Here is a 17,316-nt window from a genome sequence, read left to right as displayed (position 1 = left end):
TTTGTTCCACTGAACTAACTATGATCAAGTCTTGTATGGTTAAGGGTCTTTGGGTGTTCTCTTAACCGTACCGGACTTTTATTCATATCTGCTGGCAAGCATAAAGTAAATAAATAGAAGTAATTAAAGAGAGGGTGTATGAGTGAGCAGAGTTATCAACGAGTGGGTAAAATTCTCGAATCCATAATTCGAATGCAAATTATCGTAGCTTCCGTTGGTTTATCTATATTAATGTTTACGCAAGTAGTTACCCGTTACTTTTTTGATTCCCCATTCCCAGGTATCGAAGAGGTCGCTATTTTATTAGGCGTATGGATTTATTTCCCTGCTATGGGGTATGCCACAAAAACAAACGAACATATATATGGTGGTATCGTTGAACTGTTAGTAAAAGACGAGTACATACTGTCTGTCATTAAATTTATCATTTATCTTATCAGCATTTTTTCCGCTGCGATATTTTGCTATTTCGCGGTCAACTATGCCTATGGCGTTTTTGATAAAGGTCGCGTAAGTATTAGCCTACGCTGGCCTAGATATTTATGGAGCACTTCTATGGCATTTGGATTTGTCGTGATGCTCGCTTATTTTTTCCTAGGTGCCATTCGTCAGTGGAATACTGTATTGACGATGAAAGCACTCAGGAAACGAGTGGATACGAGCGCTATTAATCCAGAAAATAAAGGGACCTCTATATGATCATTTTCCTCGTTTCGCTTCTCATCATCGTCGTACTGTTATTAATAGGCACTCCCGTTGCCTTCTCATTTGGTGTTGGTGCATTACTGTTTAGTTGGTTTACCGGAAGTGACCTTTCATTTCTATTGCCTCATGGTTACAACACAACAGCAAGCTTTGCACTTCTTGCTTTGCCCTTATTCATCTTAGCGGGTTCCATTATGGCTGAGGGCGGTATTTCTGAACGAATACTAGACTTTGTCTCAGCGATTGTAGGTCGAGTAAAAGGTGGGCTTGGTGCGGTAACCGTTTTAACCTGCGCCCTATTCGGTGCGATCTCCGGAAGCTCTTCTGCGGCTATTGCTGCTATCGGCCAAATCATGATCCCGCGAATGATTCGGGAAGGCTACCCAGAGGGATACGCCACTGCCTTAGTCGCTTCTTCTTCTGTATTGGCGCTATTAATACCTCCGAGTATTCCGATGATTATTTTCTCAATTACTGGAGGTCTGTCTGTCGGTGCCGCATTTTTGTCAACCATCATTCCCGGTATCTTCCTGACAATATGGTATTGCATTCTCAACTTTATAATACTACGCAAAAACGACCATATTATTGTCCAACCTAAAACAACACTTTCCACTTCGATTAAAGAAGTCATGCGTTCTGGGTATAACGCTTCTTTTGCTTTGTTAATGCCTATTCTCATTTTAGGCGTGATTTATAGTGGTATGGCGACCCCCACAGAGGCTGCGGCGATTTCGGTGGTTTATGCAGCGGTAGTGAGCGTATTCATTTACCGAGGAATGTCGTTCAAACAATTAGGGGACGTGGCACTTAGGGCGTCGATCGTGACAGGTTCCATCATCGCGGTGCTGTTCTTTTTATTCGTCATGAGCCGAGCCATGATAATGCAAAAAATTCCTTCCGAGCTGGCCGAAGCGATGCTGGGACTCAGCGACAATAAATATGTCATCTTATTTCTGATCAACATTCTACTTCTATTGATCGGTATGATCGTCGATGATATTTCAGGAAGTATATTAGCCGCGGTCATCTTTTTACCTGTCACTCAGGCGCTGGGGATACACCCCATCCATTTCGCCGCCATCGTAGGGGTCAACTTAGGGTTAGGTAATGTTTCCCCACCCTGTGCGCCAATGCTCTATATGGCAGGAGGAATAAGTAAGCTTCGATTAGATCAGTACTTTAAACCAACGATCATATTATTGGCATTTGGTCACCTTCCTGTTGTCTTCATTGTGACTTTTTTCCCACAAATATCTCTCTATTTACCTAAGTTACTGATGGGTATTTCTTAACCAAAAGGCTCTATGTGCACATCGTGTGTATAGAGCCCATCCCCTATCCATTCTGTCACCCCATTGCCTACAGAAAGAAAATCCTTTAGTGTTAATGAATTGTTTCTTTTTCATCGATTTAGGTATTCTCCATGTCACTGGACGTACTACAATTATTATTACTCTTTGTGGCTGGTATCTTCGGTGGCATTCTTAATTCGATTGCCGGCGGCGGCAGCTTTATCACATTCCCCACACTGATTTTTGTTGGCGTACCGCCCATCATTGCCAACGCTACCAACACATTTGCAGCTTGTGCGGGTTACATCAGCGGCACGTTGGCCTTTCGACGTGAAATTGTCAAAAGCAAAGCCAATTTGGTGAATATTGTGTTACTCAGCATATTGGGGGGATTCAGCGGTAGTCTGCTGTTGATCTACACGACTGAGCAACAGTTTTTGTATGCCGTTCCGTGGCTTCTTCTTATCGCCACTTTGCTGTTTATCTTTGGCGGGAAAGCCAATCGCGCTCTGCAAACACTCTCAACCAATAATACTCATCATGGTGGCTTCATTGCACTTTTTTTGGGCTTATTCTTGTTTTCAGTCGGTGTATTTGGCGGTTTTTTTAATGCCGGACTGGGAGTGATTGGGTTAAGTTATCTCGCCATCGCTGGTTACCGCGATATCAACCTAATGAATGGCCTAAAGCTGCTGATTTCTACCTGCGCCTCCGCAATGGCCATCGTCATTTTTATCTTCTCTGATTTGATTGACTGGTATTCTGGTATTGCTGTGATGTTAGGCACCTTAACAGGTGGATATTTTGCTGCACACTTCTCACAACAAGTTCCACAAATAATTGTACGACGCTTTGTTACCTTTAGTTCGATATCGATCACCTTGTATTTCTTTTACAGCACTTACTTGTAGCGAATATTGAATAACTGGTTTTGAATATAAACGAAAAAAGCCCAGCTAATGCCAGGGCTTGATTAAGAGCTCAGTAAAAGATTATTCAGCCGAAGGCTTTCACTACTTGAAGCTAAATTGCGCGCCAATTCCAGCCGATGTATCCGCTTTAGTATGACGGCCTGCTGTTTCGTGGTTGACAGTGAATGAGCCAGCCCATTGTTCATTGAAGCGATACGCACCACCAATAGCGACCGCCTGCTTGCTACCCGCCGCGCCTAGACCTGCACCTACCGCAAACTCACCGACATCATACGCCACTGGCTTCGCGTTAGTAATAGCGTGCATGGAGGCTTTCACACCATCGTAACGCTCTCGCATTTCTTGACCCTGCTTTTGCATCGCTTCACCAAGGTTGTCAATCGCCGCTTTGTTGTCTGCGATTGCGGTCGCGTTGTCTGAGATTGAACGCTCTGCTTGACCAAATTTTTTGTCTACCGAATTCGCCAATTCTTTGCCCGCTGATTCCGCTTGCTTGTTCCATTCGCGTTGACGCTCTACTTCTTTAATTACTTCAGAGCGCTCTACTGGTGGAGCTTTTACGCCAGTATCAGGCATGTTCACATGGTCGGGACGTTTCACACCAGTATCAGGCGTGATCGCACCTTCAATAACATTGCCTTTGCTATCTAATACTGCGTAGTTGTCGCCCGTATCGTCTGAAATTAGCGTTCCTTGTTCATTGGAAATAGCCGTATGCTTCTCACCATTTTTATCACTATCACGAATTACAAGGTTTTTGCCATCTCCGTCTACCGTCGTATAACCCGACTTATAACCTTCTCTCACTTCATGAACTTGGAACTCACCGTTTTCATTTACGTACTCTCTAATTTCATTCCCATGACGATCCGCGGTAATACGCACGGCCTCGCCTGATTCATTGTCAGTAATAGTGCATGATGCAGCTGAATTTTCAGCCTCGCAACCTGCATCAATATTATTGGCCATTACAGCACCAGACGAAAGTGCCGTTAGTAATGCCAGAGCGATAGTTTGTTTTTTCATTTTAGCCTCGAAAATGATTTTGATTTCTTAGCCATCCGTGGAAATACAAATTTCCGAATCCTTCTCGAAAATTAATAGTTATTGGCTGTCAGGTTGTGCCCTTTCAGCAGGACGGACTATACGAGGGATCGGAATTTTCACTAAATTAGGTGGTTGGAAGAGGCTCGAATAGATAAGCAGTGCAGGGGCTTGCTTTGATTTTAAATTTATGAACCTACCCATATATCATTTGTTAACCCCTCCTATTTATAATTCTTCAGCCACTTTTTCACTACCAGAACCCGGTATTTCATGCCGAGAAATATGCGAGCCAGCACTACAATAAATATACCGACAATCGATAAGTAACTCACGATAGGATTCCTCCCCATAGTAATACCGCCCAGCTACTCGCTAATACTGATCCAAATAAACTGAAAAGAAATTTCACACTCTCCTCCTCTCTATGATAAATACCCTAGCACCCGTCATTACTCGCACTAATAAATTTCGGGTGCTCCTGTACACTATCTATTATTTAATTTTTTACTGGATCGTAAATACACGCTTTGACTATCTCAATGGAACTATTCTTGAGAATAGTCAGAGACTCACATCAGGGAAAGTACTAAAATTTAGCGCCGAAACTTATCGTGAATGTGGGACTATTTTGTACAAATTTATACTTACCATTTAGGGGTTCATAGTTAATGCGCACGTCACCATAGGCCGCCCGATGTGTTGGCATGATTCGAACGCCTGCAGCCACGATAAGTCCGCTGGCCTCTAGGCTATGACTGACCCGATGAATTGGCGTATGATTAGTCGTATCACTAAATGACTTGGTTAATTTCCCACTCTGGTGCATAAAACCGAACGCTGTATAAGGTTTTACTCCCCAACCATCTTGTATATCGAAGGTGTAACCCGCCTCTAACTCTGCTCCAGTGCGGTAACCTGACGCGCTAATTCTTGCGTAGTGGTAGTGTTGAGGATCTTGAGAACGTTCTTCTTCCCACCGCTTGATCATGGTGGTGTGCAAATTCACTGACAAGTATCCATTAAGATCGTAGCCGATCTCTAAGCGTGTTTGTGGACCAAGGCTACCAACCCCTTCCGATCCCGAAGCTCCTAACGTCGATCCCACCCCCAAACGGAAACCAGAATAATCGTGTGCCACAACGCTGCCGGAGATAACGGCACCCAATAGGACTTTTTTCATTTATTACCTCTAGCAAAAACCCCCTATCGGGGGCTAACTTTAGAATTGATGACCGTATGATAGAAATAGCCGAGTACCTTGAGTCGAGGTTTTTGAATTGAGTTCATTAAACACGCGCATCGACACGCCAGATTGAGCAGATACAGGGACTGCAATTTCTACACCGTAACCTGTTAGGGTACCGCGATGGGGGTTAGCGCCGTACTTATTAGGCTTTCCATCCTTTGAACGGTATGAGTGGCCTCGATCGGTGGTATCGTTACTCATGTGATAACCCAATAAGCCCAAAGAATAGCCTCCCTCAAATTTACGCACGACAGATCCGTCTAAGGTGAGAATATTACCCGGTCGCACATCGTTATTTTGCGCAGTATGCTTGCCACGCAATTCATAAGCCACGGCCCCATTTAATTGCCAATAACCACTAACATCATAGGTAGCCGCGGTCATTAACTGATGGGTTTCGTAGGGCTTATCTAATACCCCATTATTCGCCGAACGATAAAACCAACGGGCCGTAACGTTTAACTTCTCACCTTCCCAATACAATTGAGCGGGCATCAATACTGGCTCACCAACCTTTATTCCAGAACTCACATTGCCCGCATTCGGTATTCTTGAGTGCACTTCACCAATTGGCACAATAGCACCGATACTATATTTCGCTCCTAATACCTCCCACGTCGTATTGTAATTTAGGCCATTGAACATCGTGTATACATCGACTCCCCCGCCGGCTTGACCATTTTCATCGGTGGTATTCGAACGATAATTGTTATAAATAATGGAACCAAAAAAACCATCACCTGTACGCTTCGCAGCGTTAGCACCCGCATTCAATCCTGGCTGAAAACTGGTTGTTTCGCGATCTAGATGGTTTGCACTCACAGCGAATGCAGCCGATAGGCTAACGGCTATAATTAATAGTTTTCTCATTTAATTATCTCAGATTTAAAAAAGCCCCCAAAAAATAAGGAGGCTTTGCATAAACTCTCTAGTGGACATAAAGAGTTTTATTTATAAGCTATCTTTCCCGACTACTTCGCTGTGACTTCTTTGGTGTGGATACGATCCCAAACGTAGCCTTTCCACTCTGTATTACCAATACCTTCGTGCTGTGGAGCAACACCAGTGTCATAGACCGATACATAGACAGGATTTGGTTCACACTCAGGGAATGCGGTTGCTTGATCCGCGTAGGGACAGTTTGAAACCACGACATACATGTCCATTTCAGCGTAATACTCACAACCTACACCATCTTCAACAGCAGGGGCTGGGGCCAGCACACAGCGGGCAATATTGCCATCTTGGAGTTCAAATTTATTTGGCTGAAACATATTGATGTCATTGCGGTCTGAATGAAATTGCACCACACGGCATTTCTCTTCTTCATTTTCAATTGCCGCAATAGCGGGAACACGCAGGAAGCCGTGCATAAAGTTTTCATGACAAGAATTGACATTGCCGCTATCCCCATAGAGCATCGTTAACCAGTCAGCATTGCAGTGTGCAGCGAAGAAAATGTGATTAAATCCTTCGTCTAATGTTTCATACGGGAATTCATCTTCTACTAGCGTCGCCATTTTTGAACAGTTTCCAGATTGCGTCCATACTCCAGAAAACTGACGTTGATTTAGGCCTTCGAATGCCGATGTATTTAAATGGTCAGCCCACATAGATAGATCAGGAGTCACCATTTGCACATCAATAATTTGAGTACGGCCGTTGTGTAAACTAGGACGCTGCTCAAAGCGGATGACTTGACCAGCTTTCACAAAGAACGCGTTGCCAGTGTGCGCATCAAGAAGATCATCATACACATGAGTACGAGTACCTTCCGACTTTGCCGCCCTAACCTTTGCGTAAAATTCCATATCAGGAGCCGCTTTAGCTTCATAGGTTTTCACAGGATCGATATCCGTGTTGTATTCTGTGTTAATTTGATCTTGCTTTGAATGTAAGTCGCACATATTAATTACCTTTTTAGGTTTGTGGTCATCCTATTACCGAGTTTATTTAGTGGTATCCAACCCACCATTAATTTCGTTTGGTTCTTAGCCATTTATGGCAAAGTCAGTTGGTATGTCAGTTGGTATGTCAGTATTGAAACAAATAATATTTAGTTATTTCCTGTTGGTTTCTTTTTAAATATTTTAACTATTTTTGATTTAACTAGACCTGCAGCAGCTTTGCCCATCACTAAGATCGTAGTCCAAATAAAAACCTCACTAACAACAAATACCGCAAAAACTAAACTCGCTATTTCACCCGCAGTCATATCTAACATGCTACCAATAGTCCCCCCGATAGCAGGTGAGCCAACCATTGTGATATTTGATAGCACAAATAATATTAGCGCTGCCTTTTTAACTGGTGTATTTACTAAGTCTTTAATTGTTGGTTCTGGCTTTTCGATAGCCGACATTCCTATTGTATTAGTCATGGTTTATTACCTCAAAATTTAAAGCCGATAGTGGCCGTGTAGTGTTCGCTGTTCATAGCGTGAACAACTCGTCCATTCCCGTAGCGCCCGTCTATATATACTCCGTATGGAGTGTTAACGCGTACGCCTACAAAAGTAGTCACGCTGTTATCCCTACCGTTCATTAGTTTATTATTAAGAGTGACCTTCCCCTTAATATCAGTAATCCCTATCCCTAAATACGGTTTAATATCGAATTTGAAAGCAGGTGTTGCATAACCTCCTTAAAACTCAAAGTCGGCTCTTTTCATATTAGCTTGGTACTTTTCGACCCCATTTGTCGCGGACCCGAGTATGTTTTGGTCGCTTAAATTTAAAGTTAAAAATATAATTAATTGTTTCACTTTAATAACCATAGCCAACTTTATAATACCGTCTCACTAGCTGAGCTTTTCTTCTGGTAGAATCATGGTGCCGTTAATGCAGGACTAATATATCTTTCTGGCAAAGTTTTCACAAAATAGGTTTGTCACGAGAGAGCGGATAGATGGGATTGCTATCTACCGCTTGTTACCCTAGATCCATCAAATTCATTACAGCCAGTCCCATCATTTATATGTATATTCCTTTGCTAATCTCAATTCCTTCATTATTTTCATATGCTTATGATTTTCTCCTACTGCAACACATTGAATCCCCATCGGATCGATCAATCGGCGCTCTAACTCTTGTTTAATTTGACGATCAGACATGTTGAATTGCAGCGGAGAGTTGGCATTTCGAATCACCTCATGCTGGCTAAGAGCGACACATAATTGATAGCTGTTTATTTTGCTGGCGGGATTGTGGATAGCACACCCCGTCAGAAGTACTACCACGATACTAAATAGTCTAATTTTCACGATGACCTCAATCTATAGAGGCAGAAAAGATATACAGAAGGAGAGTAGATGTAGCTCGCGCTACCCCAATCACTATGGCGATATTAGCCATGAAAGCATCGATTCGGCCTCACTTAATTAAGTAAGGTACTCAATAGCTTCCATAGCTAAATTTTTTAGTGCGCGGGTGGTAATTCATAATCACCCAAAATATCCCCCACTTTCAAGCGCAACTCTAGAGCGGCAAGTAATGTTTTTCGAGCCTGTTCTACATTTTCCTGCTCGCTAGTGACATGCTGTAGCACCGCTATTGTGCGGGCGATAAGGTGCTGGTCACTCATTAACTCCATGTACGCCAAGTCGGCGGTTTCATTCACCTTGTCAAGCAAGCTGCAAAGTTCTTTTAATTTCGGGTAATCATTTTGAACAGACATATTATTAGCCTCTGATGATATTGGTTTACTTTATTATCGTAGGGTCTGGATCTAGGGAATAATTAGCTACTATTGAATTAGCGAATGATACAACTCGAAACCAGAGCCGTTGCTGAATTATGATGCTGGATTTCCATTAGCTAGACGAGAACTCAGAGATGCATTAACCCCCAACTAATAACACTGATATGCGATTGCCATCACCTCAAATCGACCGGAAAAAAAACGATTTTCTGTACGGTCATTAATAGCGGTTACATTGGCCGACGGGAACTCCAAAGCCACTGCATCGCGTATCGCAAACCTAGCTTTATCACGTAGTTCCCCATCAGAATCTTGCCAAGATGACCGTGCATCAACTGATACGTGACCTAGCACTTTACAATTGGCCAGCATCGTTGCGTTGTGCTCAACGACCATAATATTTTGCCCATACTTAGGCGCGCCAGCGCATCCCACTAGAACCAAAGCGGCTAGGGCGGACAAGAATAACTTTTTCATGATAATTACCTGTATTGTAGATGTTTAAAGACGATGTCTTTTATCGGTCTCCCTCAATAGAAGAACTGTACTGCTTTGTTCAACGTTCGGCTTAATTAAACTGAGGTTTATCGCGACTTCAATGGTGTTTAAGTGCTTCTATCTGGTAATGATACGTACTTCAACTTTGGCTGATTATGCATGCATAGCATCCAAGGAACTAATTAGATCCGTATCGGTATTTTCAATAGGTGACTAGAAATTCGTACTCAGCAAAGTAAAAGTGCCCCCCGTTATTCTTCACCGTCGAATACCTGACGCTTTGTTGCATTTCATTTAACTCCTATAACACTCAGGCTCTTTAAAACCCCTAAACATAAGCAGCTACTATCTATCAAGATATTTCACCTCTTTATTACATTTCTCAGCACACTCTCTGACACTGGCGTAACATCACCTTGACTGGATATGTTACTCCTATCCCCTAACCTACTAACTATCAACCGCCAATTCATTGAGGTCTGCATGTCTGTCCGAAGTCTCCTGCTTGTAACCATCGTATCAAGTGCCGCTATCGCTAAACCCGATCCCTTTCCCACCCTACCCAATGCACAGGGTGAGAGGTTCATGGTCAGTGCCACCAACCCTTATGTCACCAGTACGGGCTACTCTATTTTAAAACAAGGGGGCAATGCGATTGATGCTATGGTTGCCATGCAGCTCGTCATGGGGGTTGTAGAACCGGATATGACAGGAATTGGTGGCGGTACGTTTGCACTCTATTACGACAATAAGAGCAAGAGTTTCACCGCATACGATGGTCGTGACGCTGCACCAGCAAGCGCTACAGCGGATATGTTCCTAGATAGTAATGGCAAAGCTATTAGCCGAAATGACATTCTTGGGCCTCGCTCAGTTGCGATACCCGGCACCTTAAAACTCTTATACACCACACACCAGCAACACGGTAAGTTGGAATGGAAACAATTGGTTCAACCTGCTATCCACTATGCCGAAAATGGTTATGCGATGAACAGCTACACATACGATATTGTAGTGCGAGAGCAAACACGCCTCATTCACGACCCTGAGATCAGATCGTTATATTGGAACGTAAAAGAGATTCGGCCAACCGGAACAAACATGACCAACCCGAAAATGGCAGTGGTCTTAAAAGAGATAGCTCAACAAGGAGACCAATACATGTACGGCGGTCCCCTAGGTCGCCATATTGTTGAGACCGTCAATGCTCGCCTTGACGACCATGAGGCCAAGCTAACACTAGAAGATTTCACCAACTACAAAGTCAAACAGCGAGATATTGTTAAGTCGCAATACCGAGGGCACGACATCATATCATTCGGTTACCCGGCTTCTGGGGGGGTATTAGTGTCACAATCTCTAGAAATGCTAGAAAAATCAGATATCGCCAATATGGCTTATACGGATGCGGAACCTTGGCGCCTAATGGTCGAGGCAATGAGACTAGCAAAAGAAGATCGCATTGCTTACGCTGGTGATCCAAGCTACGTCGATACACCAGTGAAAGAACTCTTAGCAGAGGACTATATTGACGATCGCTACGAGCTTATTCCAGAACAAGGTAATGCAGGTAACGCTAAATCTATAAAGCCGGGGTTAGATGAAGCAACAACCCCCGCTAGTCATGAAGGATTTGAAAGCCAAGATACGGGGCATATTTCCATTGTCGATAACGAAGGAAATGCAATTGCAATGACCAGCACTGTAGGGACAGGGATGGGCTCTGGTGTCATGGTCGATGGCGTATTACTTAATGCACAAATGGCCAACTTTTCATCAATCCCAACGCTCAATGGCAAACCTGTTCAGAATGCAATCGAGGCAGGAAAACGACCTCGTTCTGCCATCACGCCACTCATGGTGATGGACCCAGAAGGTCAGCTAAGACTCGTCGTAGGAAGCCCTGGTAGTTCGCAAATTCCAGGTTATGTGCTTAAGACGATTGTCGGCGTTGTTGATTGGGGTCTTTCCGCTCAGGCCGCTATCGATCTGCCCAATATCCAATATGGGACTAAAATTGATAGAACCAAACCATACAACCCAACGGGGCTTTTGGTCGAAAAAAGGACGTTTGCGGAATCGCTCGTGCCCGAATTTAACGATATGGGCTATAAAGTGCATGTTATTCCTGTGATTAGTGGTCTCAATGCCATAGAAATAAAAGATAAGAAAATCTATGGTGCAACCGATAGACGCCGAGCTTCCACTTCAATGGGTGAGTAGGTACTGGAAACCGCTCTTTCCACGCTCTTAAACGATAAAAGCCGAAACAAAATGCTTCGGCTTTTTCGTCTAAATCAATCGTGGTGAATCAATTAAACGATACGTAGACCGCCTTGAGCGATAGCAAAACGACGGGCACGTGTGTAAGACATCGCGTTGGTGATGCCTTCGCCAGTTGGACCAGCAATCGTGAACGTTGACGTACCTTCCGCATTGTAACCAACACCAGATAATGTTGGGCCGTTGTGAGCGAAGATAGTCGTGTTGATTGCGCGGCCAAATTTAGTCACGTTCTCAATGTTACCAGAGTAGATGCAAGAAGAGTGCTTGTTGCCACGCTCTGCCGCTACTGCGCGCTCGATAGCTTCGTCGATGTTGGCACAACGAACCACTGGAAGTACTGGCATCATTTGCTCAACGTGCACGAGTGGGTGATCGTTCTCTACTACCATAACCGCAAGGCGAGTTTCAGACTCTATACCGATAGATTTCAAGATATCACTAGCATCTTGGCCAACGTGCTCTTTAACTGGGTGCCATACGCGTGCAATTTCTTGAGCAGTACAAGGCTTAGCGCCATCGATTTCGTCCATCGTTAGAATTTCTGAAGTTAACTTCTCGGCTTCTTCTGCAGAAAGTACATAAGCGCCTGTTGCTTCTAGTTTAGCTAGGAACTCATCAGCCACTGAATCTTCAACGAAAACTTCTTTCTCACCAATACATAGTAGGTTGTTGTCAAATGAAGCGCCGCCGTATACGCCAGCCGCCGCTAGATCTAAGTTAGCAGAAGCATCGACGATGACTGGTGGGTTACCCGCGCCAGCGCCAATACCTTTCTTACCTGATTGTAGGATAGCTTTCACTAGACCAGGGCCACCAGTACCAACAAGCATGTTGATGAGTGGCGATTTAGCGATTTCGTTGAGGGTTTCTAACGTTGGTTCTTTAACCATAGTAATTAGGTTAGCTGGACCGCCGGCTTCAATAATTGCTTTGTTTAGCATGTCTACCATCACAGCTGATACAACTTTTGATGATGGGTGAACGTTAAACGTTACTGCGTTACCAGACGCTAGCATAGAAATAGCGTTGTTAACGATAGTTTCCGTTGGGTTAGTAACAGGAGTCACTGCGCCGATAACACCGTATGGTGCACGCTCTTCTAAAGAAATACCGTTGTCCCCAGACCACACTTTCGTTTCTAAAACTTCAGTACCTGGCGTTTTTACTGCAGCCAATTGATGTTTAGCCACTTTCTCTTCCACACGGCCTAGCTTTGTTTCTTCACGAACCATTTTTGCAAAGTCTTCTGCACGCGCCAGTACTGCCCCACGAATAGCAGTCAGGATAACTTCACGACTTTCTTTTGTAGATGTTGCATAAAATTCTACTTGAGCTTTGTGTGTTGCTTCAATCGCAGCGTCCACTGTCGCGAATACACCTTGGGCGTTATTCAAATCAAAAGACATAGTCATTACCTCATAAAGATTCAGTGGCTAGGCACTGTAGTTAGAATTGTTTAGCCAATAATTTAGCTTTAGCGCTTTCTCGACAGTAATTAATGTGTTGAGCATGCCGAGGAAGTGATTGCAATTTAATCGAATAAACAACGTGGGTAATGTCACTCAGTGTCAATAATATTGAATGGATTGTTATCGTTTTGTGATCTAGGTCTTCTTGAAAACTTGACAAGCATAATAAGGGAAAATGCAAGAGGTGAGGTATAGATAATACTTATTAAATCATTAAGTTGCAAAGGTTATTCGTATCTAAACCTAACAATAATTCGTGTTCCGTACTTTAGAGTAATCGTTCGATATTGCAACCCATAAATTTAATTAATGGGTAAAATAACTTAAATGCAACAAAAAAACCTTATGCGTAAAATTTATTGACGGTGGGTGACGTGATGGCTTTACAAACAATCGATACCATTATCGTCAATTAGACTAACTAGAAATTTGATTTCCAATTCGACAGAGGCAACATATGAAGCATCAAGATCGTTTAGCAGAATCGGTAAAACACTTAAGCATTGTCCTAGAAGAGCAACGTCAACTTCTAAAAGAACACAAAGCAACTATGAATTACGCTGAGCGTCTTGATAATATTCTCACTCCTACTGACGAACTCACGACTCAAGGCGACGACCTATACATCGGCGGTTGTAAAGCAACTGATCTTATCGAGCAATACGGTAGCCCGCTTTTCGTACTAAGCGAAGACACGCTACGTAACAACCTACGTCGCGTTAAAAATGCATTCGGTAACAACTGGCCTAAACCGGTAAACGTTATGTTTGCTATCAAATCAAACACTAACTTCGCAGTTCGTGCCATTTGTAACGAAGAAGGCGTGGGTGGTGACTGTTTCGGTCCGGGTGAAGTTGAGGCAACTCACTACGCTGGCGCCGATCCAAAAACGATTGCACTTAACGGTACGGTTAAGCCTGAGCTTGCTATCCGTAAAGCRATTGAATACGGCTACGCGGTTCACCTAGATTCTTATGAAGAGATTGAAATYGTTGAGCGYATTGCTCGCGAAGTGAAGCCAGCTGAAAAAGTTCGCATCGCGGTTCGCCTAAAAGTTATCCCTGACGATTTCTTCAACGACTTCGAACCAGATGCWTACCCGTTCCCTAACTTCATCGGCGCGATGAAGTGGATCAAATTCGGYCTTCTTAAAGAAGAAGCAAAGAAAATTGTTAACCGCGTTAAAGAAATCGACGTATTCGAATTCTACGGTTTCCACACTCACCTAGGTCGTTTCTCTAAGCAACCTGAAGGTTGGGATGCGCTTTACCGCGAATACGCACGCAACGTTATCGAAATCTCTCGCGAGTGTGGCGTGCAACCTTTCCAAGTTGATCTAGGCGGCGGTTGGCCACGTGAGCGTGARCCAGAGTGTCGTAGCAAAGAGCACATGATGAACTCAAACACCATCGAAGACTACGCGAAAATCGTATGTACTGGTATGCTTGAAGAGTTCAACAAAGAAGGTTTCGAGATCCCACAACTGTGGCTAGAACCWGGCCGTTACATCGCWGGTAACATCGGTACGCTAYTGACTTCTGTTTACGTAGTRAAAGATGACCAAGAGATGGACTACACCTACACCATGGTGGACGCGTCTACTTACCTAGCAACGCTAGTTGAGTCTCAAGAGTCTAARAACCCWGTACTTCCWGCTAACAAGATGACTCAACCTCTTGTTGCTAAAACCACTGAAATCGCGGGCCCTATCTGCATCCCATCTATCTGGGAAAGCGGCGCAACGATGCCAGCTCTAGTACCAAACGACGTACTGGCTATCATGGATGTGGGTCACTACGCAGAGTCTCAAGCAAGCCAGTTCAACTCACTGCCACGCCCTGCAACGGTATTGGTTAAAGACGGCGAAGCTGAGCTAATCAAACGTGCTGAAACAGTAGAAGACGTATTTGCCACGCAAATCCTTCCAGAGCGTTTTGTAAAAGCGAAAGCAAAGCTAGATAAGAAAAACGCTCCAGCTAAAAAGCCAGCTCGCAAAACGGCGACCAAGAAACCGACAACTAAAAAGCCTGCGGCTAAAAAACCTGCCGCGAAAAAGCCAGCGGCTCGCCGTGTATCACGTCGCAGCTCTGATAAAATATAGTCGTCATAAAACCATTACTAAAGCTCCTGTCTGAACGCAGGAGTTTTAATTTATAATCGACTTAGAAATAACTGGTTTACATGGGGATGCGCTGTTTTAAAAATACATGAAATCAGCGACACGGTAACACTAACCGTTAGCTAGCAAGTCATCATATACAAGCAGTCATGGTACATATCCTTTGTACCTTAACCTTATAACTCATTCGTTTACATATTCTCTTCGAGTATAAATCCAGCATATTCACGCCACTCAGGGATATCACGAGGGTCACCAAATTGACGGAAGAAGCGAACTGAACTCTGTGGCGCTTTGCAATCAAGCTGATCCTGACAATAATTCGTCAATTTATAGTGACTTTGATAACCATCAACCCAAGCATCATAAGCAATATGCGACTGCTTCCAAAATACGTGATCGACCTGCCCTTTTGTCGCTAAAAACGGATAACTTGGCTTCGTTTGCTGTGTAGAGTAAAGCGCATGACCAATAAGATTCAATAGCTTAGATAAAGTGTCTGCGCCAATGTCTTCAATGGTTAATATTTTTATCTTCTCAAGATCATCACCAACAATGGATGCAACACGGTTCACCAGAAACTCCATATCAATATGCGGTTGTAACTCATAAGCGATCCAGTTGAGTCGTTCTCCAATTTCATCTAAATATTCTTGTCTCGTAAACTGCCCTTCTCTAACAGCTTTAGAATACAAAGCAACGTTAGGGTTTTTACGCGCTAAGTACTCCTGCAATTCTGGGTAATCCGTTAGTGATGTGTGATTCTTAGACAGTACTTCTAACAAAGCATCTTGATTGACAAGTAATCGTCCGAACTCATTTTTGGCACTTTCGTTCATAATTTACCTTACTTATGACTCGCTATTTATAAATTGGTCGCAAGAATAGCTTTTCAATCTCTTTTCAGTCAATTTCTATAACTCACAAAAACAATAGAAAAGCATGATCGCGCCTGAAGCTTTCTGCTATCACTGTGTGCTGATATTCATATTGATGACTACGTCGACTCTTTAGTAACGTGAAATACTCAGCTCAATCCCGCTCTATTCACCCACGTCTCCTTATTGTATTCGACAAAATTGGTAATGATTACAATAACAACAGATAAGTATAGGCAAATTGATATTCAAAACTGACAACTAAGTCAATATTTTGACTATTCCTGAGGTTTTTCGTTGCATCTCAAGAGAGGAGACCCTAGTATTTTGCCAGCACCGCTAAAAATACAATGGGTGCTCAAGTACTAAAACGTCAGGAATTATCAAGCAGTGACGCAAACAAATAATAAAAAGCCAATTTCAACTATGCCCTCACGTAGCACACAAACCTTAAACAGTACCGATGCTTTAGCTATGATTGAACATGGTAGCGACGTGACATTAACGGTAACGACCCCTGTTGGAACTTCATTCCGCTGCCCTTCTAAATTCATTGGTGCACATTCTAGTCATCGAATATTGTTGGAAATGCCACGTATTTCAGAGTCGGATCTTAAAGACTTTTATCAAGAAGGGTTCTGGTTAATAATTCGTGCAATCTCACAGCGTGGGGAAGGGGGAGTTGTACAATTTCGTTCTCAACTTCTTAATATTATTGAGGAGCCAGTTCCGTTATTGGTACTTAGTATCCCTCAGTCAATGACCATCACAAACTTACGCAAAGAAGCGCGTTATGAAGTCAATTTGGGAGCTATGTTGGAAATTGGTGACCGACGTGTTCGCTGTGAGGTCCGTGATATGTCAAAAAGCGGGTGTCGATTTATCCTCCCAGCGCTAAGCAAACACCTGACTATTGGAGAGCCCGTTACGCTTGTCGTCCAATCGGAAACAGGTAAAAGCCGCTCATTCCCTGCATTATCAGGGCCTATTTGTAATGTCCAAAAATCCAACCACTACAATGGCTATGGCATTAAATTTGATGAGCTTGGCACCAACAACGCCAAAGAACTGCTGTCCTTGCTAAAATTCGACGGCACCAAGTTTAAACTACGCGCATAGTTTTAAAAAAGCCGAAAGCCAGTA

The 17,316-nt window shown here is 43.4% G+C and carries 16 protein-coding genes; 6 read left to right on the top strand and 10 right to left on the bottom strand.

Annotated features, from left to right (window positions below; translation table 11 throughout):
* The first annotated feature begins 138 nt into the window (after nt 1-138).
* The 3 genes from L4D74_RS15415 to L4D74_RS15405 all read left to right on the top strand — a co-directional run bounded on the left by L4D74_RS15415 (nt 139) and on the right by L4D74_RS15405 (nt 2,911).
* Nucleotides 139-699, top strand: coding sequence for a TRAP transporter small permease (locus L4D74_RS15415; RefSeq protein ID WP_428753078.1), 561 nt, complete (start codon nt 139-141; stop codon nt 697-699).
* Nucleotides 696-2,000 carry a TRAP transporter large permease gene (locus L4D74_RS15410; RefSeq protein ID WP_428753076.1) on the top strand — a complete coding sequence of 435 codons (1,305 nt, stop codon included), beginning with the start codon at nt 696-698 and terminating at the stop codon, nt 1,998-2,000. Before L4D74_RS15415 ends, L4D74_RS15410 begins: the two co-directional genes overlap by 4 nt.
* A gap of 131 nt (nt 2,001-2,131) precedes the next feature.
* The gene (locus L4D74_RS15405) at nt 2,132-2,911 is read left to right on the top strand and encodes a sulfite exporter TauE/SafE family protein (protein ID WP_428753075.1); all 780 of its coding nucleotides are present in this window, start codon (nt 2,132-2,134) and stop codon (nt 2,909-2,911) included.
* 102 nt (nt 2,912-3,013) lie between these two features.
* Here the strand turns inward: L4D74_RS15405 and L4D74_RS15400 are convergent, their stop codons facing one another.
* The 8 genes from L4D74_RS15400 to L4D74_RS15365 form a co-directional block, all read right to left on the bottom strand.
* Nucleotides 3,014-3,958, bottom strand: a complete 945-nt coding sequence (locus tag L4D74_RS15400) for a YadA C-terminal domain-containing protein (RefSeq protein WP_428753074.1) — start codon at nt 3,956-3,958, stop codon at nt 3,014-3,016.
* Nucleotides 3,959-4,565: 607 nt separating this feature from the next.
* Complete coding sequence (locus tag L4D74_RS15395) at nt 4,566-5,159, bottom strand: outer membrane beta-barrel protein (protein ID WP_428753073.1); 594 nt, start codon at nt 5,157-5,159, stop codon at nt 4,566-4,568.
* Nucleotides 5,160-5,198: 39 nt separating this feature from the next.
* On the bottom strand, nt 5,199-6,095 hold the full coding sequence (locus tag L4D74_RS15390) for a transporter (protein WP_428753072.1): 897 nt from the start codon (nt 6,093-6,095) through the stop codon (nt 5,199-5,201).
* A 101-nt stretch (nt 6,096-6,196) separates the two neighbouring features.
* Nucleotides 6,197-7,132 carry a DUF1989 domain-containing protein gene (locus tag L4D74_RS15385; RefSeq protein WP_428753071.1) on the bottom strand — a complete coding sequence of 312 codons (936 nt, stop codon included), beginning with the start codon at nt 7,130-7,132 and terminating at the stop codon, nt 6,197-6,199.
* Between the two features lie 149 nt (nt 7,133-7,281).
* Nucleotides 7,282-7,605, bottom strand: a complete 324-nt coding sequence (locus tag L4D74_RS15380; RefSeq protein WP_428753070.1) for a hypothetical protein — start codon at nt 7,603-7,605, stop codon at nt 7,282-7,284.
* Between the two features lie 587 nt (nt 7,606-8,192).
* Nucleotides 8,193-8,486: a hypothetical protein gene (locus tag L4D74_RS15375; protein WP_428753069.1), complete on the bottom strand. Its 294-nt coding sequence runs from the start codon at nt 8,484-8,486 to the stop codon at nt 8,193-8,195.
* Nucleotides 8,487-8,641: 155 nt separating this feature from the next.
* Entirely contained in the window at nt 8,642-8,899 is a 258-nt protein-coding gene (locus L4D74_RS15370) for a hypothetical protein (RefSeq protein WP_428753068.1), read from the bottom strand.
* 174 nt (nt 8,900-9,073) lie between these two features.
* On the bottom strand, nt 9,074-9,400 hold the full coding sequence (locus L4D74_RS15365) for a hypothetical protein (RefSeq protein ID WP_428753067.1): 327 nt from the start codon (nt 9,398-9,400) through the stop codon (nt 9,074-9,076).
* A 504-nt stretch (nt 9,401-9,904) separates the two neighbouring features.
* On the opposite strand from L4D74_RS15365, the gene ggt reads away from it, so the two are divergent.
* Nucleotides 9,905-11,644 carry a gamma-glutamyltransferase gene (ggt, locus tag L4D74_RS15360; protein ID WP_428753065.1) on the top strand — a complete coding sequence of 580 codons (1,740 nt, stop codon included), beginning with the start codon at nt 9,905-9,907 and terminating at the stop codon, nt 11,642-11,644.
* Between the two features lie 92 nt (nt 11,645-11,736).
* Here ggt and L4D74_RS15355 read toward each other — a convergent pair whose 3' ends face one another.
* Entirely contained in the window at nt 11,737-13,113 is a 1,377-nt protein-coding gene (locus tag L4D74_RS15355) for an aldehyde dehydrogenase (protein WP_428753063.1), read from the bottom strand.
* A gap of 520 nt (nt 13,114-13,633) precedes the next feature.
* Between L4D74_RS15355 and L4D74_RS15350 the strand changes: the two genes are divergently transcribed.
* On the top strand, nt 13,634-15,277 hold the full coding sequence (locus L4D74_RS15350) for a diaminopimelate decarboxylase family protein (RefSeq protein ID WP_428753062.1): 1,644 nt from the start codon (nt 13,634-13,636) through the stop codon (nt 15,275-15,277).
* A 209-nt stretch (nt 15,278-15,486) separates the two neighbouring features.
* Here the strand turns inward: L4D74_RS15350 and L4D74_RS15345 are convergent, their stop codons facing one another.
* Complete coding sequence (locus L4D74_RS15345) at nt 15,487-16,134, bottom strand: hypothetical protein (protein WP_428753060.1); 648 nt, start codon at nt 16,132-16,134, stop codon at nt 15,487-15,489.
* A gap of 465 nt (nt 16,135-16,599) precedes the next feature.
* Here L4D74_RS15345 and L4D74_RS15340 point away from each other — a divergent pair, with 465 nt between their 5' ends.
* Entirely contained in the window at nt 16,600-17,292 is a 693-nt protein-coding gene (locus L4D74_RS15340) for a PilZ domain-containing protein (protein WP_428753222.1), read from the top strand.
* Nucleotides 17,293-17,316: the final 24 nt, after the last annotated feature.

The sequence above is a fragment of the Vibrio cionasavignyae genome, assembly GCF_050337155.1.
GTDB lineage: Bacteria > Pseudomonadota > Gammaproteobacteria > Enterobacterales > Vibrionaceae > Vibrio > Vibrio nomapromontoriensis.
Note: the sequence above shows the minus strand (reverse complement) of the source record. Positions and strands in the feature narration are given on the sequence as shown.

Bases quoted from the DNA above. Each gene is read 5' to 3' on its own strand.
- L4D74_RS15415 (WP_428753078.1), top strand. From the start codon at position 139: ATGAGTGAGCAGAGTTATCAACGAGTGGGTAAAATTCTCGAATCCATA.
- L4D74_RS15410 (WP_428753076.1), top strand. From the start codon at position 696: ATGATCATTTTCCTCGTTTCGCTTCTCATCATCGTCGTACTGTTATTA.
- L4D74_RS15405 (WP_428753075.1), top strand. From the start codon at position 2,132: ATGTCACTGGACGTACTACAATTATTATTACTCTTTGTGGCTGGTATC.
- L4D74_RS15400 (WP_428753074.1), bottom strand. From the start codon at position 3,958: ATGAAAAAACAAACTATCGCTCTGGCATTACTAACGGCACTTTCGTCT.
- L4D74_RS15395 (WP_428753073.1), bottom strand. From the start codon at position 5,159: ATGAAAAAAGTCCTATTGGGTGCCGTTATCTCCGGCAGCGTTGTGGCA.
- L4D74_RS15390 (WP_428753072.1), bottom strand. From the start codon at position 6,095: ATGAGAAAACTATTAATTATAGCCGTTAGCCTATCGGCTGCATTCGCT.
- L4D74_RS15385 (WP_428753071.1), bottom strand. From the start codon at position 7,132: ATGTGCGACTTACATTCAAAGCAAGATCAAATTAACACAGAATACAAC.
- L4D74_RS15380 (WP_428753070.1), bottom strand. From the start codon at position 7,605: ATGACTAATACAATAGGAATGTCGGCTATCGAAAAGCCAGAACCAACA.
- L4D74_RS15370 (WP_428753068.1), bottom strand. From the start codon at position 8,899: ATGTCTGTTCAAAATGATTACCCGAAATTAAAAGAACTTTGCAGCTTG.
- L4D74_RS15365 (WP_428753067.1), bottom strand. From the start codon at position 9,400: ATGAAAAAGTTATTCTTGTCCGCCCTAGCCGCTTTGGTTCTAGTGGGA.
- ggt (WP_428753065.1), top strand. From the start codon at position 9,905: ATGTCTGTCCGAAGTCTCCTGCTTGTAACCATCGTATCAAGTGCCGCT.
- L4D74_RS15355 (WP_428753063.1), bottom strand. From the start codon at position 13,113: ATGTCTTTTGATTTGAATAACGCCCAAGGTGTATTCGCGACAGTGGAC.
- L4D74_RS15345 (WP_428753060.1), bottom strand. From the start codon at position 16,134: ATGAACGAAAGTGCCAAAAATGAGTTCGGACGATTACTTGTCAATCAA.
- L4D74_RS15340 (WP_428753222.1), top strand. From the start codon at position 16,600: ATGCCCTCACGTAGCACACAAACCTTAAACAGTACCGATGCTTTAGCT.